This is a genomic window from Pseudomonas sp. BP11-1-1, assembly GCF_052112105.1.
GTDB lineage: Bacteria > Pseudomonadota > Gammaproteobacteria > Pseudomonadales > Pseudomonadaceae > Aquipseudomonas > Aquipseudomonas alvandae.
Genome location: NZ_JAUTYU010000033.1, coordinates 1 through 22,359 on the forward strand (window position 1 = coordinate 1; position 22,359 = coordinate 22,359).

The following is a 22,359-nucleotide window of genomic DNA, read 5'->3' on the forward strand; positions in this document are numbered from 1 at the left end:
GCCAGCAGGTCGGCCGGGGCCGGGTCGTGGTGCTGGGACAGGAACAGGCTGTGACCGGCTTTTTGCAGGTTCAGTGCCATTGGGTGGCCCATGATGCCGGTGCCGATGAATCCGATTTTAGCCATGAGAAAATCCTCTTGTTGTTATCGCTGCTTCAGGCAAATGAGGGACTGCTTTCCTGTGGGAGCGAGTCGGGTCAGATCGCGTTATGGGTCTTCAGCCAGCCCAGGCCGGCTTCAGTGGTGGTCAATGGCTTGTATTCGCAACCGACCCACCCCTGGTAGCCGATGCGGTCCAGGTGTTCGAACAGGAAGCGGTAGTTGATCTCGCCCGTGCCTGGCTCGTTGCGGCCCGGGTTGTCCGCCAGTTGCACGTGGTTGATCTCGCCCAGGTGCGCCGACAGTGTTCGGGCCAGGTCGCCTTCCATGATTTGCATGTGATAGATGTCGTATTGCAGGAACAGATTGGCGCTGCCCACCTGCTCACGGATCGCCAGGGCCTGGACGGTGTTGTTCAGGTAGAAACCCGGAATATCATGGGTATTAATGGCTTCCATCACCAGCTTAATGCCTTCGCCTTGTAGCTTTTCGGCGGCGTACCTCAGGTTGGCAACGAAGGTTTGTTCTAAAACTGCCTCATCACAGTTTTGCGGACGAATCCCGGCCAGGCAATTGACCTGGGTATTGCCCAGCACCTTGGCATAGGCGATCGCCCGGTCGACCCCGGCGCAGAATTCCTCAACCCGGTCCGGCAGGCAGGCAATGCCGCGCTCGCCTTTAGCCCAGTCGCCGGCCGGCAGGTTGAACAGCACCTGGGTCAGGCCATTGGCATTGAGCAGGGTCTTGAGTTCGGCAGGGCTGTAGTCGTAAGGGAACAGGTACTCGACACCACTGAAACCGGCCTTGGCGGCTGCTTCGAAACGGGCGAGGAAGTCCTGCTCGGTAAACAGCATGGACAGGTTCGCGGCGAAACGCGGCATGATGGTCTCCCATAAATTTGCAAGCCCCCGTGGGAGCAATCAATTGTTAGTCCAGCAATGAAGTGGCCGTCGGTGCATCGTTGCCGACCAGCGCCAATTCTTCGAATTCATTGACGGCGTTGATCTCGGTGCCCATGGAAATGTTGGTCACTCGCTCCAGAATAATCTCGACGACCACCGGAACTTTGAACTCTTCGATCATCCACTCGGCTTTGCGAAGAGCAGGGGCAATTTCAGACGGTTCGAACACACGTATAGCCTTGCAGCCAAGGCCCTCGGCCACAGCGATGTGGTCTACGCCATAACCGTTGAGTTCCGGGGCGTTGAGGTTGTCGAACGATAGCTGCACGCAGTAATCCATGTCGAAACCGCGCTGTGCCTGGCGAATCAAGCCCAGGTAGGAATTGTTCACCACGACATGGATGTAAGGCAGCTTGAACTGCGCACCCACCGCCAGCTCTTCGATCATGAACTGGAAGTCATAGTCGCCCGACAGCGCCACGACCTTGCGGCTCGGGTCGGCCTTGACCACCCCCAGCGCGGCCGGAATCGTCCAGCCCAAAGGACCCGCTTGGCCGCAGTTGATCCAGTGGCGTGGTTTGTAAACATGAAGGAACTGTGCCCCGGCGATCTGCGACAGACCGATGGTGCTGACATAGCAGGTGTCCTTGCCGAACACTTGGTTCATTTCCTCGTAGACACGCTGCGGCTTCACCGGCACGTTGTCGAAGTGGGTCTTGCGCTGCAGGTTGGCTTTGCGTTGCTGGCAATCCTGGAGCCAGGCAATGCGATCCTTCAGCTTGCCATCGGCTTGCCACTCACGAGCCACTTCGATGAATACGGTAAGGGCCAAGGCCGCGTCGGAAACGATGCCCAGGTCAGGCGTAAACACGCGGCCGATCTGTGTGCCCTCGATGTCGACGTGGATGAACGTGCGGCCTTCGGTGTAGACATCCACCGAGCCGGTATGGCGATTGGCCCAACGATTACCGATACCCAACACCAAGTCGGATTTGAGCATCGTCGCGTTACCGTAGCGATGGGACGTCTGCAAGCCGACCATACCGACCATCAGCGGGTGATCGTCCGGTATGGTGCCCCAGCCCATCAAGGTCGGAATCACCGGGATGCCGGTCAGTTCGGCAAACTCCACTAGGAGTTTGCTGGCATCGGCGTTGATGATGCCGCCTCCAGCTACCAGCAATGGGCGCTCAGCCTGATTCAGCATCGCCAAGGCCTTCTCGATCTGCACCCGGTTGGCGGCTGGCTTGGCCAGGGGCAGCGGCTGATAGGCGTCGATGTCAAATTCGATTTCGGCCACCTGCACGTCAAACGGCAGGTCTATCAGGACTGGTCCAGGGCGACCGGAGCGCATTTCATAGAAGGCTTTTTGAAACGCGTACGGCACCTGACCTGGCTCCATGACGGTGGTCGCCCATTTAGTCACTGGTTTGACGATGGCGGTGATGTCGACGGCCTGGAAGTCTTCCTTGTGCATACGAGCGCGGGGGGCTTGCCCAGTGATGCAGAGGATCGGAATTGAGTCGGCCGACGCGCTGTAAAGGCCAGTGACCATGTCGGTCCCAGCAGGGCCGGAGGTGCCGATGCACACGCCAATGTTGCCGGCCTTGGCGCGGGTATAACCCTCCGCCATGTGCGAAGCGCCTTCCACGTGACGAGCGAGGACGTGATCAATACCACCGTTTCTCTGCAAAGCGGAGTACAGCGGGTTGATCGCGGCACCCGGGATGCCGAAAGCGGTGTCCACACCTTCACGGCGCATCACCAAAACGGCTGCATCTATTGCTCTTATTTTTGCCATGGTGTAGTCCTAGGGCCGAACCCATATCTTTTGTAGAGGTCTGCAGTTTGGATTAGCTTTTTAAGGCGATGAACCCCCAAATAATGCTTTCTGTCGATATAAAAGGTATCGAATGGCTCGTTACACAGAACTCCACAGCTTCATTCAAATTGCTCAAAAGGGCAGCTTTGCAGCCGCGGCGCTCAGCGAGGGAGTAACGCCTGCCATGTTGGGGCGGAGGCTGGATTCTCTTGAGAGGCGTCTGGGTGTGAAATTGATGCATCGTTCCACCCGTGGGCTGCACCTGACCGAATTGGGTGAGCAGTTGCTTGAGAGAGCGAGGTCGCTGATACGGGAATTTGATGATATAGAGGCAGACATCAGCAGCAGTGCGAAACGGGTTACTGGAAACCTGCTTTTGTCCGCGCCGGCTGGGTTTGGACGCTTGCACGTTGCGCCACATGCTTTGGCTTTTCACCGGCAATTCCCGCACTTGAAGCTGTCTTTCAATCTCACTGACAGCCTGGTGGATTTGGTGGGGGAGGGATATGACATGAGCATTCGGATCGGTCCGGTGACAGATCCAAACTACGTCGCCATCAAATTGTTTTCTAATCGGCGGGTCGTGTGCGGGACGCCTGCGTACTTCGAAGCGCATGGAACGCCGACAACACTAGATGCGTTAGCTGAGCACAACTGTCTTGCGTTTACTTCCCAAGGCGGTCAGCAGCGAGGATGGACCTTTCAGCAAGACGGCAGACCTGTGGCCGTACGCGTCGGCGGGAATCTAGCCTGCAATGATGGGGAGCTACTGTTTGCATGGATGCGCCAAGGAGTCGGAATTGGCTGGCGATCCACGTGGGAAATCCAGAGAGAGCTCATGAGTGGGGAGCTCGTTACGGTACTGAATGACTTCGCCCTTCCCAATTATGACATCCAGGCAGTATATCCGCAGCAGCGTTATTTGCCTGCCAAGGTACGGCACTTTATCGATTTTCTAAAAGCGATTTACCAGCGACCTGGCTATTGGCAATGATTCGCTCTGAAAGGGACGTTTTAGTTAACTTAACGACGAATTCCCCCCGAAGGGTAGCTCCGCCGCTCCAGCACAGCACCTGTACGGAGTGATAAATTTTTGTGATCAGATTCAATCGGCAATAAGAATTTGACGTTATCGATGCCGAGAGCAACGATTGCCACAGCGCGATGAGCACGCTCCATACGATGTCGGAAGGATCCTGAACGAACGTTCTGAGAAACGAAAGGAAGAACGGACATTCAGAGTTGTGTGCATTAAGCCGAGTATCCCTACAACAAAAAAAGTGGCGTATAGCCGACCGTAATACTTGAATCTGTCTATTACGTTAGTTGTACGCATACAATTCGAAGGAGAAAGGAAATGGCAGTTAGTTTAGAGGCTGAAAGCGTGGCGAGTGTCAAGAGTGCGCCGATCAAGCTATCAGGGAGTATGGGTGCGCTCAGTTTAGCCATGACGGTTCTGGCATTTTCGGCGCCTTTGACGACAGTGGCAGGGTATATCCCTGTTTCTCTGATGTTCGGTGGTATCGCATCGCCGTTGCTCTTTATAATCGTCGGTATAATGATGTTGCTGTTCGGTATCGGTTACGTGACTTTGAATAACGCGGTCAAGCGACCGGGTGATTTCTACGCCTTCATCAGCTATGGCTTGGGCAAATCGGCAGGCTTGGGTTCTGGCATCGCCGCAGCCTTGTCCTATTTCATGCTGCTGGCGGGCGTCACTTCCTATTTCGGCGTTTCTTGTGCCGAACTGCAAAAAAGCCTAACCGGTACCGCGTTGCCCTGGTACGTATTTACTTTGGGATGCTGGGCTGCTGTTGGTATTCTTGGTTATTTGCATGTGGAGCTTTCGGCCAAGGTGCTCTTCTGGGTGATGCTGACTGAAATTGTCATTTGCCTCGCGTTCGCTTTTGGTGTGCTCCAGGCAGGCGGCAATGGAGAGCTCGCCGCCGGTGCTCCGTTCACACCGGGAGAGTTGACGAAAGAAGGGGTGAATATTCCCTTCGCAATGTTGTTTGCGGTCTCTTTCTTCATGGGGTTCGAGGCGACGGCACTGTTTCGTGACGAATGCAAAAATCCGGATATCACCATACCTCGTGCTACCTACGGCTCGATCATCTTCATTGGGATTCTTTACACGCTTTGCGCGTATGCGATGATCATGGCGTACGGTCACACTGCGCAGGCTGTGGCGACCGACAGTCCTGCGACTATGTTCCCCAATGCTTTCGGTCTTTTCGTCGATAACCGTGTCCAAGTAATCATCACTATCTTGGTGCTGAGCTCGGCATTTGCTGCGAGTCTGTCGACGCACAACGTTCTCTCGCGCTATCTATTTAATCTGGGAACAGACGGTGCTATCCCACGCTTTTTCAGTAACATCCATACTCGACACTCGTCCCCGTTCGCAGCGTCCATGGCGGTGTCGCTCATGGTGCTGGCCATTCTGATCCCGTTCATCGTGATGAATGTGCGGCCAGAATTTTTGTATGGTCAGCTCTCTGGATTAGGGACCTCCGGGGTCATCATCCTGATGACTATCGTCAACCTGTCCGCTTTGACTTGGTACGTACGTCGTGGCAAGCAAGAGGGCGCAAGTTTTCTCAAAGCATTCCTGGCTCCGGCAATATCCACGATTTTCTTCGTCTCGCTGGTCGGTTTAGTGGCTTACCACTTCCACTTGCTGGTAGGCGGTGAGCCGGGCGAGCGGCGTTGGATGCTGTATTGCCTGATTGGAGTTCTGTTTGCCGGCATGGGGCTAGCTCAGTTTTACAAGTTCAAGCGCCCAGAAGTATTCGCGCGATTGGGGCGTGCTCACCACTCTTAACATTGGGAAGCGTTGAAATGAGAAACGGGGCCTTGGCCCCGTTTCTCATTTCAGCATTCACTGCTTTCAGATGCGCCAGTAATCGGCGGCAACCTTCTGTGCGAGCTGAGCGACGATACGGTTTAGTGGCATATCGGGCCGCTCGATAAAGCTCGCTGTAAATGACATGACCGGCATTTCATGTGGCGTATTGACGATTTCAAGTTTTCCACTTGCGATTTCTTCAGCAACGACGTGCTGAGGAATAGCAGCGATACCAATGCCGTCGAGTGTCATGCGCACGATTGATGACAGGGAGGAGTTGGCGAAAATTTTTGTTCGGTGCAAATTCTCTCGTTCAAACATTTCCTTGAGTTGCCAATAAGGTCGGGTGACTCGGGCATAGGTAATGATCGGGAATTCAGCTAATACTGCCAGGCTGGGGGTGTCGGTACCGATATCTAGCTCTTTAGATTTGATCCAAGTGATCGGGTATTGGCACAGCGGTAGATTTTCCGCATTGCCTATGTTCACAGGGCCCATCAGCAGCGCAACATCGAGGCTAAAGTCTGCCAGGCCCGCCGTCATGTTGGTTGTGCTGTCCACCACTATCTCTAGAGTTATCTCGGGATACTCACGGTTTAAATGCTTGAGCAGATCGGAAAGCCATGCGTGCACGATGGTGTCAGAGGCGCCTAAGCTTACGGTGCCTCGAAGCCCTCCATGACCGGCAACTGCCTCGATCATCTCGTTTTCAAGCGCAAACATCCGTTCCGCATAGGTCAGCAATTCCCGACCCTGGGGCGTAAGAAAACATCCTCGTTTGTCTCGCTCCAGAAGCCGGCATTTCAGATGGCGCTCGAGCTGCGCGATACGCGCTGACACCGCTGGCTGAGAGGTGTGAAGCTTTTCCGCCGCCTTGTGAAATCCTCCTTGTTGAGCGACCGCATAAAACGTCTGAAGGCTTCTCAAGTCGATCATTCAGTGTCTCTCTATCATGGTTCGTCAGCTTGTTGTCTCGCCAGATGGCGTCCTAGACAGGTTACCGCAGCAAACTAAATGGTGAATCTTTTTTCAAGATCTCCCACTCAAGCGGAAAAGTCGAATGATTTGATAAGCGGACGTTATCTCAAGCAATCCGCAATCACAATTGGACCTTATCAGTGCTGCGCGCGACGATGGGTTCACAGGTTTTGGTTCCCGCCGCGTCCATGGGAAGCTGATGTCGAGTGTATGGTGTAGGCCAAAGCTCTATTTGCTACTTACAAAAAATCCGAAAGCAAAGTTCGAATGAGGAGAAGTGGAATGTTCTCGCAACATTTATCACGTGAACGGTTGCTCGAAGCCTATCGGGCCATGCAGACCATCCGCGTTTTCGAAGAGCGCATCATGATTGAGATGGGGACCGGTGATATCCCTGGGAACACGCACTTGTACGCTGGTCAGGAAGCAAGTGCGGTGGGCGTGTGCATGCATTTGTCTGACGAGGACTATATCTCTTCCACCCACCGTGGACACGGCCACTGTATTGCAAAGGGCTGTGACATCGTCGGTATGATGGCTGAAATTTTCGGCAAGGCCACTGGCACTTGTGGTGGTAAAGGCGGTTCGCAACATATTGCCGATCTGCGCAAAGGGATGCTCGGTGCCAACGGCATTGTTGCGGGTGGTGCACCGATCACCTGTGGCGCAGCGCTGACTGCCAAGCTAACGGGGACCAAGCATGTTGCCATAGCATTCGCCGGCGACGGTGCGATGAACGAGGGAGCCATGGCAGAGAGCCTCAACTTGGCAAAAATCTGGATGCTCCCAATGGTGTTCGTCATTGAAGACAATGGTTTTGGCGAAGCGACCGCAAATGAATTCGTGTCGGCCGGTACTTTTACCGGGCGAGCTGCTGGTTACGGTATCCCTGCCACAGAAGTAGATGGCACTGATCTGTTCAAGGTCTATAGCGTCGCCGGTGAGGCGATTGAGCGTGCCCGTAATGGTGGCGGTCCGAGTCTGATTCATGTTCATGTCCCTCGTTATTACGGCCACTACAGTGGTGATCCGGACAGTTACCGCACCCCCGAAGAAAAGAAAGCCATGCGCCTCGAACAAGATTGCCTGACCAAGTTCCGTGCCGCGGTCGAATCGCAGTCCCTACAGGATGCACTGCAAGCCATCGATGAGGAGATCGAGCAAGCAGTGAATGAAGCAGTTTCTGCTGCTCGCGCCGCGCCGCTTCCTCCGCTTTCGGCACTCACCTCTGACGTCTACGTCAAGTACCTGTAAGGAGCTTCGTAATGGCTAAAATTTCTTATCGTCAGGCTCTCAACGATGCCCTTCACTTGGAAATGGCACGCGATCCGAAAGTAATCATGATGGGCGAGGATCTGACCGGTGGTGCCGGTGCCAATGGTGTTAAAGACGCGTGGGGCGGTCCTTTTGGCGTAACGCGCGGGCTATTGGGGGCTTTCGGTCCGGAACGAGTGCGCGATACACCGATCAGCGAAACAGCATTCGTTGGTGCGGCTGCGGGTGCTGCGCTCACCGGCATGCGTCCGATTGCCGAGCTGATGTTTGTAGACTTTGCAGGTGTGTGTCTCGATCAAATCGTCAATCAGATCGCGAAGTTTCGGTACATGTTTGGTGGTCACGCACGTACCCCTCTGGTGATTCGGGCAACGTTTGGGGCGGGCACCCGTTCGGCAGCTCAACATACCCAGGCCTTCTATCCAGTGTTCACGCACTTCCCCGGTTTGAAAGTGGTGATTCCATCGAACCCTTACGATGCCAAAGGGCTTTTGTTGCAGGCGATCCGCGATGATGATCCGGTTATTTTCCTGGAGCACAAAATGCTTTACGACATGGTTGGTGAAGTGCCGGATGGCGCTTACACCGTCCCGTTTGGTGAGGCCCGGGTAGTTCGCGATGGGAATGACGTGCTGTTAATTGCCTTTGGCAGAATGGTTCAAGTCGCTGAAGAAGCTGCTCGCAAACTCGCATCGGAAGGTGTGTCTGCTTGTGTGATTGACCCTCGGACCACCTCGCCGCTAGATGAAGACACTCTGCTGGAGTTCACCGAAGAGATCGGCCGCGTCGTCATCATCGATGAGGCTAATCCGCGCTGTGGCATGGCGGCGGATATCTCGGCCCTGCTTGCCGACAAATGTTTCCACGCCCTGAAGGCGCCTATCAAGATGGTAACGGCTCCTCACTCGCCGGTCCCTTACGCGCCGAACTTGGAAGATGCCTATGTTCCTAATGCCGACGCTGTGATCAAAGCGGTCAAGTCCATCATTTAGAGGTTGGGTCTATGTCTATCGAAGCAATCACCATTCCCAAGTGGGGAATGACCATGACCGAAGGGTTGTTGGCTGAGTGGATGGTAGCGGTCGGTGATCGGATCGAGCGCGGTCAAGAAATTATGGAGGTCGAGTCGACCAAGACTACCAATGCGGTGGAGTCTCCAGTCAGCGGCACATTGCGCAGGATTGTGGTGCCCGAGGGAGATACCGCCCCGGTAGGCGCATTGGTGGCTGTTGTCGCAGACGACAGCGCCACTGATGAAGACATTGATGCTTTCATTGCTCAGTTTGCGAGCTCGATCAAGCAGGATGCTGACGAAGAGTCTGGCGCAGTTGCGGCAAAGAAAATCGATGTCGGCGACGGTACGGTCATCAACGCATTGGTCATCGGGCCCGAAAGCGAAAACACGGTGGTTTTGCTTCACGGTTTTGGTGGTGATCTGTCCACGTGGATGTTCAACCAGGACGCGCTCGCCAAAGATTTTCGCGTATTGGCGTTGGATCTTCCCGGTCATGGCGCATCGACGCCCATTAGCGGGGGGGATGTGCTGGGTTCCTTGACCGACGCGGTCGAGAAAGCGATCGATAGCCTGGCTAAAGGCAAGCTCCATCTAGTAGCACATTCCTTCGGCGGGGCTGTTGCTGCTGCCTTGACTGAGCGCAAGGGCGAAGCTGTCGCGTCGCTTAGCCTTCTAGCGCCTATTGGCCTGAGTACCTCCATTAATAAACTATTCCTTGATGATTTCGTCACCGCTGAGCGACGCCGTCCGCTGAAGGAAGTATTGGAGCGACTGTTCGCCGATCCGTCGAAAATTAGCAATGACATGGTCGAGGCGACCCTCCAGTTCAAGCGACTGGAAGGTGTTCCTGCGGCCCTCGGAGCAATTAAAGACGTAATTGCCAACGAACAAGGGCAAGTGCAATCGATTACGGCGACGTTGAGTAAGTTCAGTGGTCCCGTGCTGCTGATTTGGGGTGAGCGCGACGAGATTGTGCCAATGCCAACGGAATCTGAAGTTCCACAAAACGTCATACTTAATATACTGCCGAGCGTAGGCCATATGCCTCAAATGGAATCGACCGCAGAGGTTAATCGGCTGCTTGTTGAAAATATCGCAAAAGCAAAGTAACGCTTACTTCTGATCTGGCGCCTAGATGTTGGAGACGCCAGAAAAACTTGAATATGTAATTTTCGTATGGGCGGATAAAATGGCCAATCGATTGAAGGGTAAGTGCGTCCTTTTGACGGGGGGAGTTGCCAACATAGGATTGGCGATCCTGGACTCTTTTGTTGCCGAAGGCGCCACTGTAGCGGTGGTTGATATTGACGAAAAACGCGGCATGGAAGTACAAAGCCGTCACCCAAGATCAGTTAGATTTTTCCGGGCGGACCTTTCGCGCGAGAGCGAAATCCGCGAAGTTGTAAATAACGCCGCAGGTTGGCTTGGTGGTATAAATACTTTATGTCTGAATGCCGGCGTTCAGTTATCCGGTAATATTGAAGATTTTGCTATGGAAGCTTGGGATAAAGTATTTGCCATCAACGTGAGGGCTAATTTCGTATTTATTCAAGAATCCTTGCCTTATTTGCGCGAAGCAACAAATTCATCTGTCGTATTGATGTCTTCGTTGGCTGGCAAACGAGGAGGGCCAGGTCTGAGTTGTTATTCTGCATCAAAGGCAGCAATTATTGGGCTTACTAATTCGCTGGCCATTGAGTTGGCTAAAGACGGCGTGCGGGTTAACGCCGTATGCCCAGGATGGATTGATACGCCGTTCAATCAGCCAATCATCGACTTTATGGGCGGTAAGAGCAAACAGGATTCGGTCGTTCAAGCGAACATTCCATTGGGACGTCAAGCGACCCCAAATGAGGTGGCGCCCCTATTTGTATATCTGGCGTCCGACGAATCCTCTTACGTCACCGCACAGGCAATCAATGTGTGTGGCGGCGCTTATAACTGATATGAGGTAGGTGTCATGGCGAAAAAAATTACGCATGAGACAGCACTTCTTGGTTTGACTGCTGGCATACGAAAAGCGAAAGAGCTGAATCAGCGCTCAACGCTCTCGGTGGTCGACGAAGGAGGTCATCTAATCGCCTCGATCCGTGTGGACGATGCTGCATTTGGCACCATTGAAATTGCACAGAACAAAGCCTATACGGCTGCAGCATTTCGACAGCCCACGGCTGCATGGATGGATGTTGTACAGCCGGGAGCTGCGTTGTACGGGCTTGAACGTTCATGCTCTCGTCCGTTTGTGGTGTTCGGCGGTGGATTTCCAGTCTTTGACGGCGACTCAGTCATCGGTGGTGTGGGTGTTTCCGGCGGCCCTGTAGAGGCCGACGAAGCGATTGCAAATGTGATCGTTTCGGCAATCCAAGAAAAATAGATATGCATACCTTGATACTGCCGAGCAGGTGACAGTCGATGGAACCGATTAAAGCGATGCAAACGAAGTCAGCGCAGGAAGTCCGTCAAATGATTCGGGACGGGCAGTTACGTGGCCCAACGAGCGGTTACGCTGACGGCTACATGCAGGCAAACCTAATGATTTTGCCAGCTCAATATGCAGCTGATTTCAAAGGGTTTTGTGACAAGAATCCCAAGAGCTGCCCGCTGGTAGCCATGGGAAGGCCTGGAGACCCTTCTTTACCTTTGGCGGGCGACATCGACATCAGGACTGATGTGGCACGTTATCGTGTATATCGGCAGGGGGTTCATATCGACACGGTGGATAACCTGTTGAGTATCTGGAGAGATGATCTCGTCATCTTCGCGCTCGGCTGCTCCTTCTCATTCGAAAACGCGATTTTGAATGCGGGTATTGAGATCAGGCATATCACGGCCAAGCGCAACGTCCCCATGTACAAGACGAATTTACCAACGGTGCAGAACGGGCCGTTCAAAGGGAACATGGTCGTATCCATGCGAGCCTTTAGCCCAAGCGATTTGGTTCAAGCTATTTTGCTGTCATCGCGTTTCCCACTCGCGCACGGTGCCCCGGTGCACATTGGTAATCCTGAAGAAATCGGTATCAAAGACATCTATCAGCCTGACTTCGGTGACGTTCCGATTATTCAGGAAGGTGACATTCTCGGCTTTTGGGCATGTGGAGTCACCCCGCAAATGGCTATCCAACAGGCTAATGTGGACATCGCCATTACCCACGAGCCTGGTTACATGTTGGTGACCGATTTACCCGCTGATGCTAACGAGTTGTCAGTGGCTTGATATTCAGTTTTGTGCATTCACAGAAACTAAGTTCAAGGAGGCTGAATGTCTGAGCATGTTGTGGATCTGGAGTGGAATGCTGCGGCGCACGCGACCAAGCCGGAAACCTATAGTCGCGACCTGATAGTTCACGTCAGCCCAGAGGTGAAGATTATGGCCTCGGCGGCTGTGGGCTACTTGGGTTCGGCGGAGAAAGCCGATCCCGAGCAACTCTTGGTCAGTGCCCTCGCGAGTTGCCATATGTTGTATTTCCTTGCACTCGCAGAAGGTCAGGGATACGTCGTCAGTACCTATACGGATAACGCAGTGGGCATGGTCGACAAGTGCGATGAAGGTGGTTTTTGGGTATCGGAAATCACCCTCAATCCAAAGGTCCAGTTCAGCTCGGACAAGCAACCTGATGCGCGCGCTCTTGAGCGACTACATCATCGCGTGCACAAAGGATGTTTTATTGCCAACTCGATCAAAACCAAAGTTTCGGTGCGAGTCGGTTAAATCGATAGTGATTAATAAAGTGAAGAGGTGACGTATGAGCAATAAGTTGGTTGTGGTTGCAACGGTTACAGCTCAGCCGGGTAAAGAGGTTGAGCTAAAGGCGGCGCTGCAGACGCTGGTACCAGTCGCCAAGACCGAGAAGGGGTTCGTGCAGTATGACCTGCATGTCTCCAATGAAAATGCAGGTGAGTTTCTGTTCTACGAAATTTGGGATGACGAGGCAGCGTTGCAACTGCATTCGAGCAGCGATTTTTCGAAGGCCTTCGGTGAGAAATATGGCCATTTGATCAAGGCGTCGACCCTGACGAAATACACGCGCGTTTCTTAAGTTGCTGCGAATAGGTGCCCGTGTTTTATGACTAATGTTGAGACATAAACAATATGGTTAGTATCGACCTCAACAGCGACCTTGGTGAGAGCTTCGGCCCATGGCCGATGGGTGATGATTCAGCGATGCTGGATCTGGTATCCAGTGCCAACATCGCCTGCGGATTCCACGCAGGAGACCCAGCAGGCATCTTGTCTGTAATTAGGGAGGCAATGTCTCGCCGTGTCGTCATTGGAGCCCATGTAGGCTACCGTGATCTCGTCGGCTTCGGTCGCCGGGCAATGGAGCCTTCTAGCGCCGAGCTGATTGGGGATGTGATTTACCAGATTGGTGCGCTTCAAGGTTTAGCCAAAGCGGCGGGCACTTCCATCCACTACGTGAAACCCCATGGTGCGCTTTACAACACAATCGCCAACGATGCTCGACAGGCTTCGGATGTAATTGCAGCGATCAAGGCAATCGATCCTGAGCTTACCTTGCTGGCGTTGGCAGGGGCGCCGATTGTTCAACAGGCACGTCAAGCAGGACTTCGAGTGGTCTGCGAGGCATTCGCCGATCGGGCTTACAGCGCCGACGGCTCGTTGGTGAACCGGCGACTCCCAGGTGCCGTAATTCACGATCCGGAAGTGATCGCAAAACGCATGCTGCGACTCGTAAAGGACCGAGTGATTGAGTCAATTGACGGCGTAGAAATTACTATTGAAGCCGACTCGATCTGCATCCACGGAGACAATGCGACTTCTGTTGCGACGGCCCGTGTGTTGAAAGAAGCGTTCATTGCCAATGGCGTTCATATCGCCAGTTTCATTCCTGGAGTGAACGGAGGTGGGCGTGAGTGATTTCCTGCAGTTCCGGCGAGCCGGATGTACAGGAGTGCTGATTGAGTTGCCAGATTTAGACACTACTCTGGCAATGTTCGAGGCTATTGTTGCTGCGGTTTTCGAGGGGATAGAGGAGATAATTCCCGGCGCCCGGACGTTACTTGTTCGTTTCGATCCACTGGTCATAAGCCATGACGACCTGGTCAGGTTGATCAGTGGCGTTGAGTTGGATCGCCGAGCCCAGTCTGTAGGGCAGTTGATCGAAATTCCGGTCATTTATGATGGCGAAGACTTGGAATTTGTAGCGTCTCACCTGGGCTGGACTGTGGAGGAACTGATACGCCGCCACAGCGCCGCCACGTTCACCGTCGCTTTTACTGGATTCGCGCCAGGTTTTGCTTACATGACCTGTGACGACGATCAGTTGGATGTACCGCGTCGGAATAGCCCGCGAGTGCGAATTCCTGCCGGCTCTGTTGCGGTTGCAGGACCATTTTGCGGTGTTTACCCCACAGACAGTCCGGGCGGCTGGCAGTTGCTTGGCACGACTCCCTCTATGATGTGGGATTTGAACCGTGAGCGCGCCGCATTGCTGGCGCCGGGTGATCGGGTTCGCTTTCGCGAGGTCAGGAAAGGAGATTGCATTTCCGCAGAAGCTGCGGCGCAGGCATTTTCTAAACCGCGACCCAAAGGCTCCGTCGGTTTGCAAATTATTTCCACGGATCGTCCGGCCCTCTATCAAGATGCAGGACGACCAGGCTTAGGTAATCAGGGCGTCTCCGAATCAGGCGCCGCCGACCTTGCTGCTCTGCGTACTGCGAATGAGTTACTGGGTAATGTGCTTGACTCAGTCGCGGTCGAAATCACTTATGGCGGGTTCTCCCTGAAGGCAGGCGAGCCTGTAACTTGTGCCGTGACCGGCGCTGATGTACCCATTCGCATTGGGTCTGCACATGGACGCACCGTAGAAGTCTCCCCAGGTGTCGCTTTTGCTCTTGATGCTGGTGACCTTTTGACCCTTGGTGTGCCGCTCTCAGGCGTACGTAGCTACCTGGCAATACGGGGTGGGTTTGACGTGGATAGAGTGTTGGGATCAAGGTCCACCGACACACTGGCTAAATTGGGACCAGCACCAATCAAAGCAGGAGACATCCTGCTGCCTGCCAACGAGACTTGTGTTTCGATCTACCCATATCCTCTAGCTGGTACATCGCTCCCTTGTGGAAGCGACCTTATTACCATTGACGTTGTGATGGGGCCTCGTACTGATTGGTTCACGTCAGAATCCGTTTCGATCTTCTTCAGCCAGCCGTGGACGGCCACTGCCGAATCGAGTCGTGTAGGTATACGCCTGCAGGGGGCGCAAGCGCTGGTTCGTGCCCGGCAAGATGAACTGCCTTCCGAAGGCACCTGTGCTGGCTCAATCCAGGTTCCAGCAAGCGGTCAGCCCGTGTTGTTTCTAACCGATCACCCGCTTACGGGCGGCTATCCGGTAATAGCTGTGGTGGCTTCGCATCACCTGAGTCTGGCTGCGCAGATCCCTATTGGCTGCAAGATTCACTTCAACCCAATAGTGGATTTCCAGGTTATCGCTAAGGAACAAGAATAATGAAAAAATTATTGATCGCTAACCGCGGTGAAATCGCTATCCGTGTCATGCGTGCCGCTCGGGATTATGGTGTCGAGTCGGTGGCCATCTATTCCGACGCTGATGCTGAGTCGTTGCACGTCCAGCTTGCACAAGAGGCCTATGGGCTGGGTCCGGGCAAGCCGGGCGACACCTACCTAAATATTTCCAAGATCATTGACATTGCCAAGCGTGCCGGCGCTGATGCCGTTCATCCAGGCTATGGATTTCTCTCTGAGCGCGCCGAGTTCGCACAGGCCGTAATCGACGCGGGATTGATCTGGGTCGGACCTTCGCCTTCGGTGATTATGTCACTGGGGGACAAGGTCGAAGCCCGACGTATTGCACAAGCCGTCGGTGCTCCACTGGTCAAAGGTACTCCAGGTCCTTTGGCGAATGCCGCAGAAGCCATAGCCTTCGCCAAGGAAGCGGGTTTGCCGTTGGCGATTAAAGCTGCGTTTGGCGGCGGCGGTCGCGGAATGAAGGTTGCTCACAAGCTGGAAGAGGTGGGCGACCTGTTCAATTCCGCGGTGCGTGAGGCCGTAGAAGCATTTGGCCGTGGCGAATGCTATGCCGAACAATTTCTTGAGCGCCCACGACATATCGAAGCGCAAGTCATCGCCGATCAGCACGGCAATACAGTAGTTCTAGGGACACGCGATTGTTCTCTCCAGCGTCGTAATCAGAAGTTGGTAGAGGAAGCGCCTGCGCCATTCATCACTACTGATCAGAGTCATCGAATTCATGAGGCGGCCCGGGCGATCTGTGCGCATGCCGGCTACACCGGCGCAGGCACGGTCGAATTTCTTTTATCGCGGAATGGAACAATCTCATTTCTTGAAGTGAATACTCGGTTGCAGGTCGAACATCCTGTCACCGAAGAGACCACGGGCATAGACATCGTTGTTGAACAGTTGCGCATCGCTGACGGGTTGCCATTGTCGATTACCAAGGCGCCAGAATTAAGGGGCCACGCTTTTGAGTTTCGTATCAATGCTGAAGACCCGGGGAGGGGGTTCTTGCCGACGCCGGGGCGAATCAAACTGTTCCGTGCTCCGTCCGGGCCGGGGGTTCGCGTCGAATCGGGAGTTGAGACGGGCTCCGTTATTCCCGGCCTTTACGACTCAATGATGGCTAAGCTGATCATCACGGGGTCTACGCGCGAGCAAGCAATTGCTCGTGCGCGTCGTGCGCTAAAAGAATTCACCATTGAGGGTGTTGCGTCGGTGCTGCCATTTCATCGGGCGGTATTGGAAGAAGCCTGTTTCAATGGCGATGCTGAATTCGGCGTTTACACCAACTGGATTGAAACCGAATTCAACGGTGTGCCGCCGAGCCCACGAATCGAGGCAGTAAATTCCGACTTGCATCGGTGCTTCATCGAAATAGACGGCAAACGGCACGAGTTGGGTATTCCCTCTTCATTGTTCAGCGGAGTGCCCGTTCCTACTTCATCGGGTACGTCACCCGCTGCGGGCGCTGAGGGTGATGTTACTGCGCCGATTCCTGGCACTTTACAACAGTGGCTGGTTGATGACGGTGCGACTGTAAGAAAGGGTGATGGAGTCGCGCTAATCGAAGCGATGAAAATGGAAACGTTGGTTGTTGCAGCGAGCGATGGCGTCATTACACAGAAGGTTTCGGCGGGAACGATGGTCTCAATAGGTCAGCCTCTGGCGGCCATTTGCTCTTTATTGAGATCGCCATGAATTGCTATGCGGTTTGTTGTTGAAGTTCAGTGAAAACTCTAAATACCCGACTTTGTTAACAGCCAATCCAGGCTGGAGGGAGTGTTGATCGTGAAGAAATACAATGTAGCACTTATCGGCACCGGATTTATGGGTAAGGCGCATTCCATTGCGACTGCTGTAGTTCCGATTTTATTTGGCGCACCTGTAGAGATCGAGCGCAAAATCATCGTAGATATCGATGAGGAACTGGCCCGTGATGCTGCGAAACAATATGGTTTTGCAGAATACACCACCGACTGGCGCGATGTGGTCAATCGTCCTGATATCGATATTGTCGATATTTGTACGCCTAATGATACTCACGCTGAAATCGCTATTGCAGCCGCACTGGCCGGTAAGCACGTCATGTGCGAAAAACCGATGGCCATGACCGTCGCTGATGCCGAAAAAATGCAAGCAGCTGCGCAGAAGACCGGCGTCGTGACCATGGTGTCCTATAACTATCGCCATACTCCTGCCATCCAAATGGCCAAGAAGCTGATTGATGAAGGCCGGATCGGTAAGATCCTCAGCTTCCGCGGGTATTACCTTCAGGATTGGGGCGCCGATCCATCAACTCCGCTGTCGTGGCGTTTTAACAAAGCCAAGGCGGGTTCAGGCACGCTGGGCGATATCGGTACTCATGTGATCGATGCTGCGCGTTTGTTGGTCGGTGAATTCGCTTCTGTAAACTCTATCGTGAAAACCTTTATCGCTGAGCGTCCTCTGCCTGCTGGGCGCTTCTTCGGCCCAGCTGGTCAGGCGTCTTCCGAAAAGGGTCAGGTGGATGTCGATGACGCAGCACTGACCATGATTCACTTCACTAATGGCGTCTACGGCACCATCGAGGTGACCCGAAATGCTTGGGGCCATCACAACCAGCTGGGCTTCGAGATCCATGGTACCAAGGGTTCAATTGCATTCGATTACCAGCGTTTGAATGAACTGCGCGTGGCTTTCGCTGATGATCCGGCTGACACCTTCGGCTTCCGTACTATCTATTCGGGTCCGCATCAGCCGTTTGGCGACAAGCTGTGGCCGGTGGCCGGCATGGGCCAGGGCTACATCGATGTGAAATCCATCGAGTGGTACAACTTTCTCAAAGCCATTGCGGAAAAAGCGCCTGCATCGCCTAACTTCGACGATGGTTTGCAGATTGAACGCATCGCTGAAGCGATCTTGAACTCGGGCGTAAGTGGCAACTGGGAAGAGATCGAACAACCGACTGCATAAAACCGCATTCGAGATGGGTGCGAGCGTTCACACCCATCTCGTGACATCCAACGACGCACGTAGCAAGTTCTTAGGAGATGGACGATGAGCATTGCAGTTGGGTTGGTGGGTGCGGGAGTGATGGGAAGCGAGCACGCGAGGATCCTGCGAGAGGATACTCCAGGGGCGAAGCTCGCGGGCGTCTGTGATGCGGACCCTCAAAAAGCCGATGCTGCAGCTTGCGGTTCGCTGACCTATTCAGATCCCTTGGAAATGATTCGGTCAAATAATATTGATGCGGTATTAATTGCCTCGCCTGATTCGACTCATGCAGAACTGGTTATGGCCTGCCTAGAGGTGGGCAAGCCAGTGTTGTGCGAGAAACCGTTGGCGATGACTGCGCAGCAGGCGTTGGCTATCGTTGAGTTGGAGATGTCCAAAAGCCGGCGCTTAGTGCAAGTTGGCTATATGCGCAGGTTCGATCCCGCCTATCAGATGCTCAAGCACAGCTTCGACAGTGGGGAAATTGGTGAGCCGCTGATCGTCCATAATATTCATCGCAACCCGGTAGCCCCTGAGTGGATGACCGGTTCAATGTCTATTTCCAACGCATTTGTGCACGAGATCGATATTACTCGCTGGCTGCTCAACACCGAACTTTCGACCATAAGAATCACCACGACAAGAAAAGGCGATCCGCTTGTTATTGAAGCGTGTACCAACGGTGGTGTCATCATTACCACTGAAGTCAACATGAACTGCCAGTATGGCTATCACGTTCATGCGGAAATCGTTGGCGAACAGGGTGTTGTTTCTTTGTCGTCCATGCCTTCGAAAGTTATTCATAAGGCGGGACAGAGAGCATTGTCTTATCCGTCCTATTGGGTGCCAAGGTTCCTTGAGGCCTACAAGGAGCAGACGAAGGCGTGGATTAAGACAATTCAGACGGGCAAACCCAATGCCGGCGCAAATGCTTGGGATGGTTATATTACGACAGCCGTAGCCGAACAGATTATCGCTGATAATAACGTATCACCATTAATTCATCTTTCTCTACCGGCGTGCCCTTCATTCTATTCGTGAAAGTGGTTTTGGACGGAATATTGTTATTTCATGCCACCTGCCATTTCTCTCGCAGTTTAGCGGCAGAGCTTCGTTAGGAATCGTGAGGTAAAGATGATTAGATATGCAGTAGTAGGGCTGGGTTGGATTTCTCAAAAAGCATTCCTGCCGGCGTCAACGCTAACCGGTAATTCCGTTGTCACGGCACTTGTTACTGGCGACACCGAGAAAGCGAGAAAAATCGCGGAACAATATGGTATCGACACAGTAGTACCGTATGAGAATTATGACGCACTGCTGTGCAGCGATCTTATCGACGCTGTCTACATTGCCGTACCTAATCCCATGCACGCCTCGTTTGCGATCAGTGCGTTGAGGCATGGCAAACATGTCATGGTGGAAAAGCCGATCGCCACATCACTGGCGGATGCCGAGGCCATGATCAGGTCTGCGCAGCAGACCGGCGCTCTATTGATGACCAGTTACCGTTTGCATCACGACATCGGCACTGTTGAAGCACTTAAGTCGATTCGTTCAGGTGCTATTGGCGACCCTCGTTTTTTTTCCGCGACCTTCAGTTTTCAATCCGTTCCAGATAATCATCGCTTACGCGCGGAGTATTGGGGTGGGCCGCTTCAGGACATTGGTATCTATTGCATCAATGCGGCTCGCCACGTATTTGCTGCCGAGCCAATCGAAGTACTGGCTGTTATCTCCAGAGATGAGAATGACCAGCGTTTCAGAGAAATATACGATTCGATTGCGGTGACGCTACGCTTCCCAGGTAATCGTCTGGGGCAGTTCTATTGCAGTTTTGCTGCGCATCCGCTCGATGTCTATCGAGTTGTAGGCACCCAGGGAACGATAAGCATGGAGCCAGGGTTCCGCTTCGAAGAGCCGATGGCTATGGAGATTGAGAGCTCTGCAGATTCGAAGCGAATCGAATTTGCGCACTACGACCATTTTGCAGGCCAGATCGCCTATTTCTCCCAGTGCATCGTCAGCGGTTCTAGACCGATAGACGATGGAGAAGAGGGGATGGCCGATCTCCGTGTCTTGATTGCCATAGAGCGATCGGTTTCAACAGGTCTGCCTGTGTCTCTGGAGCCACAGGTTTACCGAAATGGCCCTAGCCACGCTTCGGTACGAATGATTGAACCTGCGTCCCTACCTCCGAAAGTGGACGTTCGCTGAAGCACTAGCCACGTTGGGCTTCCCAATTCTTATAACAACAAGGAGTAACTTTCTTGCACATTGGTGTTCCCCTCGAAACCCAGACCGGTGAAACGCGGGTGGCTGCTACCCCGGAAACCATCAAGAAATTGATCGGCCAAGGCCATAAAGTCACCGTCCAAAGCGGCGCCGGTATCAAGGCCAGCGTTATCGACAGTGCCTATGAGGCGGTGGGTGCAACCATTGGCAGCGCCAGTGATGCATTCGGCGCCGAACTGATCCTCAAGGTGGTTGCCCCGAGCGACAGCGAGCTGACGCTGATCAAGAGCGGCACCGTGCTGGTGGGCATGCTCAATCCGTTCAACAACGAAACCATCGCCAAGCTGGCCGAACGTGGCATCACCGCTTTCGCCCTTGAGGCTGCGCCACGTACCTCCCGCGCCCAGAGCCTGGATGTGCTGTCGTCTCAAGCGAACATTGCCGGCTACAAGGCCGTGCTGCTGGCCGCGCATTATTATCCGCGCTTCATGCCAATGCTGATGACCGCTGCGGGCACCGTGAAAGCGGCGCGCGTGCTGATTCTTGGCGCGGGCGTGGCGGGTTTGCAGGCGATTGCCACAGCCAAGCGCCTGGGTGCAGTGATCGAGGCTTCGGATGTTCGTCCTGCGGTGAAGGAACAGATCGAATCCCTCGGCGCCAAATTCGTCGACGTGCCTTACGAGACTGACGAAGAGCGTGAATGCGCTGTCGGTGTCGGTGGCTACGCCCGGCCCATGCCGGCCAGTTGGATGCAACGTCAGGCCCAGGCCGTGCACGAGCGCGCCAAGCAGGCTGACATTGTCATCACCACCGCGTTGATTCCAGGCCGCAAGGCACCGACGCTGCTAAGTGCTGAAACCGTCGCGCAGATGAAACCCGGCTCTGTGGTCATCGACCTCGCAGCGGCCCAGGGTGGCAACTGCCCGCTGACCGTGGCTGATCAAGTGGTTGTCGAGAACGGCGTCACCATCGTCGGCCCGACCAACCTGGCAGGCGAAGTCGCGGCCGACGCCTCGGCGCTGTACGCCCGTAACCTGCTGGACTTCCTGAAGCTGGTCTTCACCAAGGAAGGTCAGTTCGACGTGAACCTGGAAGATGACATCGTCGCCGCGTGCTTGATGTGCCGCGACGGCCAAGTCATCCGCAAAAACGCCTAAGCAGGGATTCAGACAATGGAAGAGCTTATCTCCCCCGGTATCTACAACCTGATCATCTTCGTGCTGGCGATTTATGTCGGTTACCACGTGGTCTGGAACGTAACACCCGCACTGCACACGCCGTTGATGGCGGTGACCAACGCCATTTCGGCCATCGTGATCGTCGGCGCCATGCTCGCCGCCGCGCTGACCGTAACGCCTCTGGGCAAGACCATGGGCACCCTCGCCGTGGCCCTGGCCGCGGTGAACGTGTTCGGTGGCTTCCTGGTAACGCGCCGCATGCTCGAGATGTTCAAGAAAAAAGCCCCGAAAGCCGTAAAAGAAGAGGCGCCCAAGTAATGAGCATGAACCTGGTAACGACGCTCTACCTGATCGCGTCGATCTGCTTCATCCAGGCCCTCAAAGGCCTTTCGCACCCGACCACCTCCCGCCGCGGCAACCTGTTCGGCATGCTCGGCATGGCGCTGGCGGTGCTCACCACTGTGGGCCTCATCTATAAGCTCGGTGCCGAGCTAGCCACCGCCGGCATCGGCTACGTCATTGTCGGCCTGCTGATCGGCG

At 54.2% G+C, this 22,359-nt stretch carries 23 protein-coding genes; 19 read left to right on the top strand and 4 right to left on the bottom strand.

Translation table 11 applies throughout. From position 1 onward, the window contains the following. From Q7C33_RS28680 to gcl, 3 genes are all read right to left on the bottom strand, one after another. Positions 1-125, bottom strand: a 125-nt coding sequence (locus Q7C33_RS28680; protein WP_407684583.1) for an NAD(P)-binding domain-containing protein, incomplete at its 3' end; no start/stop codon positions are given. Between the two features lie 71 nt (positions 126-196). After that, positions 197-979 (bottom strand): hydroxypyruvate isomerase, encoded by a 783-nt coding sequence (gene hyi, locus Q7C33_RS28685; RefSeq protein ID WP_310360391.1) that lies wholly within the window; start codon positions 977-979, stop codon positions 197-199. A gap of 46 nt (positions 980-1,025) precedes the next feature. After that, positions 1,026-2,801: a glyoxylate carboligase gene (gene gcl, locus Q7C33_RS28690; protein ID WP_310360389.1), complete on the bottom strand. Its 1,776-nt coding sequence runs from the start codon at positions 2,799-2,801 to the stop codon at positions 1,026-1,028. 112 nt (positions 2,802-2,913) lie between these two features. Between gcl and Q7C33_RS28695 the strand changes: the two genes are divergently transcribed. Both Q7C33_RS28695 and Q7C33_RS28700 read left to right on the top strand, forming a co-directional pair. Next, a complete protein-coding gene (locus Q7C33_RS28695; protein ID WP_046061916.1) occupies positions 2,914-3,816 on the top strand; it encodes a LysR family transcriptional regulator in 903 nt (300 codons plus the stop codon). A gap of 363 nt (positions 3,817-4,179) precedes the next feature. Continuing rightward, on the top strand, positions 4,180-5,646 hold the full coding sequence (locus tag Q7C33_RS28700; protein WP_310360383.1) for an APC family permease: 1,467 nt from the start codon (positions 4,180-4,182) through the stop codon (positions 5,644-5,646). Positions 5,647-5,712: 66 nt separating this feature from the next. Here Q7C33_RS28700 and Q7C33_RS28705 read toward each other — a convergent pair whose 3' ends face one another. Next, complete coding sequence (locus Q7C33_RS28705) at positions 5,713-6,606, bottom strand: LysR family transcriptional regulator (RefSeq protein WP_217859841.1); 894 nt, start codon at positions 6,604-6,606, stop codon at positions 5,713-5,715. Positions 6,607-6,930: 324 nt separating this feature from the next. Here Q7C33_RS28705 and Q7C33_RS28710 point away from each other — a divergent pair, with 324 nt between their 5' ends. The 17 genes from Q7C33_RS28710 to Q7C33_RS28790 form a co-directional block, all read left to right on the top strand. Continuing rightward, positions 6,931-7,902 (top strand): thiamine pyrophosphate-dependent dehydrogenase E1 component subunit alpha, encoded by a 972-nt coding sequence (locus Q7C33_RS28710; RefSeq protein ID WP_407684580.1) that lies wholly within the window; start codon positions 6,931-6,933, stop codon positions 7,900-7,902. Between the two features lie 11 nt (positions 7,903-7,913). Next, the gene (locus Q7C33_RS28715) at positions 7,914-8,915 is read left to right on the top strand and encodes an alpha-ketoacid dehydrogenase subunit beta (protein WP_046061912.1); all 1,002 of its coding nucleotides are present in this window, start codon (positions 7,914-7,916) and stop codon (positions 8,913-8,915) included. 11 nt (positions 8,916-8,926) lie between these two features. Continuing rightward, a complete protein-coding gene (locus tag Q7C33_RS28720; protein WP_310360374.1) occupies positions 8,927-10,048 on the top strand; it encodes an acetoin dehydrogenase dihydrolipoyllysine-residue acetyltransferase subunit in 1,122 nt (373 codons plus the stop codon). Between the two features lie 25 nt (positions 10,049-10,073). Next, positions 10,074-10,883 (top strand): SDR family NAD(P)-dependent oxidoreductase, encoded by an 810-nt coding sequence (locus Q7C33_RS28725; RefSeq protein WP_310360373.1) that lies wholly within the window; start codon positions 10,074-10,076, stop codon positions 10,881-10,883. Between the two features lie 15 nt (positions 10,884-10,898). Continuing rightward, positions 10,899-11,312, top strand: coding sequence for a GlcG/HbpS family heme-binding protein (locus Q7C33_RS28730; protein WP_046061909.1), 414 nt, complete (start codon positions 10,899-10,901; stop codon positions 11,310-11,312). A 38-nt stretch (positions 11,313-11,350) separates the two neighbouring features. Then, a complete protein-coding gene (locus Q7C33_RS28735) occupies positions 11,351-12,154 on the top strand; it encodes a putative hydro-lyase (RefSeq protein WP_310360369.1) in 804 nt (267 codons plus the stop codon). Between the two features lie 45 nt (positions 12,155-12,199). Beyond that, positions 12,200-12,649: an OsmC family protein gene (locus tag Q7C33_RS28740; protein WP_407684581.1), complete on the top strand. Its 450-nt coding sequence runs from the start codon at positions 12,200-12,202 to the stop codon at positions 12,647-12,649. Positions 12,650-12,683: 34 nt separating this feature from the next. Next, positions 12,684-12,977, top strand: coding sequence for a putative quinol monooxygenase (locus Q7C33_RS28745; protein ID WP_310360363.1), 294 nt, complete (start codon positions 12,684-12,686; stop codon positions 12,975-12,977). Between the two features lie 53 nt (positions 12,978-13,030). After that, positions 13,031-13,816 carry a LamB/YcsF family protein gene (locus tag Q7C33_RS28750; protein WP_046061906.1) on the top strand — a complete coding sequence of 262 codons (786 nt, stop codon included), beginning with the start codon at positions 13,031-13,033 and terminating at the stop codon, positions 13,814-13,816. Positions 13,817-13,820: 4 nt separating this feature from the next. Next, positions 13,821-15,407 (top strand): 5-oxoprolinase/urea amidolyase family protein, encoded by a 1,587-nt coding sequence (locus tag Q7C33_RS28755; protein ID WP_407684584.1) that lies wholly within the window; start codon positions 13,821-13,823, stop codon positions 15,405-15,407. Further along, a complete protein-coding gene (locus Q7C33_RS28760; RefSeq protein ID WP_046061905.1) occupies positions 15,407-17,134 on the top strand; it encodes an acetyl/propionyl/methylcrotonyl-CoA carboxylase subunit alpha in 1,728 nt (575 codons plus the stop codon). Before Q7C33_RS28755 ends, Q7C33_RS28760 begins: the two co-directional genes overlap by 1 nt. 90 nt (positions 17,135-17,224) lie before the next feature. Continuing rightward, positions 17,225-18,388 carry a Gfo/Idh/MocA family protein gene (locus tag Q7C33_RS28765; protein ID WP_046062120.1) on the top strand — a complete coding sequence of 388 codons (1,164 nt, stop codon included), beginning with the start codon at positions 17,225-17,227 and terminating at the stop codon, positions 18,386-18,388. An 84-nt stretch (positions 18,389-18,472) separates the two neighbouring features. After that, positions 18,473-19,450, top strand: a complete 978-nt coding sequence (locus Q7C33_RS28770) for a Gfo/Idh/MocA family protein (protein ID WP_310360349.1) — start codon at positions 18,473-18,475, stop codon at positions 19,448-19,450. Between the two features lie 93 nt (positions 19,451-19,543). Next, a complete protein-coding gene (locus Q7C33_RS28775; protein WP_046061903.1) occupies positions 19,544-20,623 on the top strand; it encodes a Gfo/Idh/MocA family protein in 1,080 nt (359 codons plus the stop codon). Between the two features lie 53 nt (positions 20,624-20,676). After that, positions 20,677-21,798 (top strand): Re/Si-specific NAD(P)(+) transhydrogenase subunit alpha, encoded by a 1,122-nt coding sequence (locus tag Q7C33_RS28780; RefSeq protein WP_046061902.1) that lies wholly within the window; start codon positions 20,677-20,679, stop codon positions 21,796-21,798. A 15-nt stretch (positions 21,799-21,813) separates the two neighbouring features. Next, positions 21,814-22,137 carry an NAD(P) transhydrogenase subunit alpha gene (locus Q7C33_RS28785; RefSeq protein WP_003187010.1) on the top strand — a complete coding sequence of 108 codons (324 nt, stop codon included), beginning with the start codon at positions 21,814-21,816 and terminating at the stop codon, positions 22,135-22,137. Beyond that, positions 22,137-22,359 (top strand): NAD(P)(+) transhydrogenase (Re/Si-specific) subunit beta (locus Q7C33_RS28790; protein WP_407684582.1); only part of this gene is annotated, 223 nt, incomplete at its 3' end. The genes Q7C33_RS28785 and Q7C33_RS28790, both read left to right, overlap by 1 nt.

Bases quoted from the DNA above. Each gene is read 5' to 3' on its own strand.
- hyi (WP_310360391.1), bottom strand. From the start codon at position 979: ATGCCGCGTTTCGCCGCGAACCTGTCCATGCTGTTTACCGAGCAGGAC.
- gcl (WP_310360389.1), bottom strand. From the start codon at position 2,801: ATGGCAAAAATAAGAGCAATAGATGCAGCCGTTTTGGTGATGCGCCGT.
- Q7C33_RS28695 (WP_046061916.1), top strand. From the start codon at position 2,914: ATGGCTCGTTACACAGAACTCCACAGCTTCATTCAAATTGCTCAAAAG.
- Q7C33_RS28700 (WP_310360383.1), top strand. From the start codon at position 4,180: ATGGCAGTTAGTTTAGAGGCTGAAAGCGTGGCGAGTGTCAAGAGTGCG.
- Q7C33_RS28705 (WP_217859841.1), bottom strand. From the start codon at position 6,606: ATGATCGACTTGAGAAGCCTTCAGACGTTTTATGCGGTCGCTCAACAA.
- Q7C33_RS28710 (WP_407684580.1), top strand. From the start codon at position 6,931: ATGTTCTCGCAACATTTATCACGTGAACGGTTGCTCGAAGCCTATCGG.
- Q7C33_RS28715 (WP_046061912.1), top strand. From the start codon at position 7,914: ATGGCTAAAATTTCTTATCGTCAGGCTCTCAACGATGCCCTTCACTTG.
- Q7C33_RS28720 (WP_310360374.1), top strand. From the start codon at position 8,927: ATGTCTATCGAAGCAATCACCATTCCCAAGTGGGGAATGACCATGACC.
- Q7C33_RS28725 (WP_310360373.1), top strand. From the start codon at position 10,074: ATGTTGGAGACGCCAGAAAAACTTGAATATGTAATTTTCGTATGGGCG.
- Q7C33_RS28730 (WP_046061909.1), top strand. From the start codon at position 10,899: ATGGCGAAAAAAATTACGCATGAGACAGCACTTCTTGGTTTGACTGCT.
- Q7C33_RS28735 (WP_310360369.1), top strand. From the start codon at position 11,351: ATGGAACCGATTAAAGCGATGCAAACGAAGTCAGCGCAGGAAGTCCGT.
- Q7C33_RS28740 (WP_407684581.1), top strand. From the start codon at position 12,200: ATGTCTGAGCATGTTGTGGATCTGGAGTGGAATGCTGCGGCGCACGCG.
- Q7C33_RS28745 (WP_310360363.1), top strand. From the start codon at position 12,684: ATGAGCAATAAGTTGGTTGTGGTTGCAACGGTTACAGCTCAGCCGGGT.
- Q7C33_RS28750 (WP_046061906.1), top strand. From the start codon at position 13,031: ATGGTTAGTATCGACCTCAACAGCGACCTTGGTGAGAGCTTCGGCCCA.
- Q7C33_RS28760 (WP_046061905.1), top strand. From the start codon at position 15,407: ATGAAAAAATTATTGATCGCTAACCGCGGTGAAATCGCTATCCGTGTC.
- Q7C33_RS28770 (WP_310360349.1), top strand. From the start codon at position 18,473: ATGAGCATTGCAGTTGGGTTGGTGGGTGCGGGAGTGATGGGAAGCGAG.
- Q7C33_RS28775 (WP_046061903.1), top strand. From the start codon at position 19,544: ATGATTAGATATGCAGTAGTAGGGCTGGGTTGGATTTCTCAAAAAGCA.
- Q7C33_RS28785 (WP_003187010.1), top strand. From the start codon at position 21,814: ATGGAAGAGCTTATCTCCCCCGGTATCTACAACCTGATCATCTTCGTG.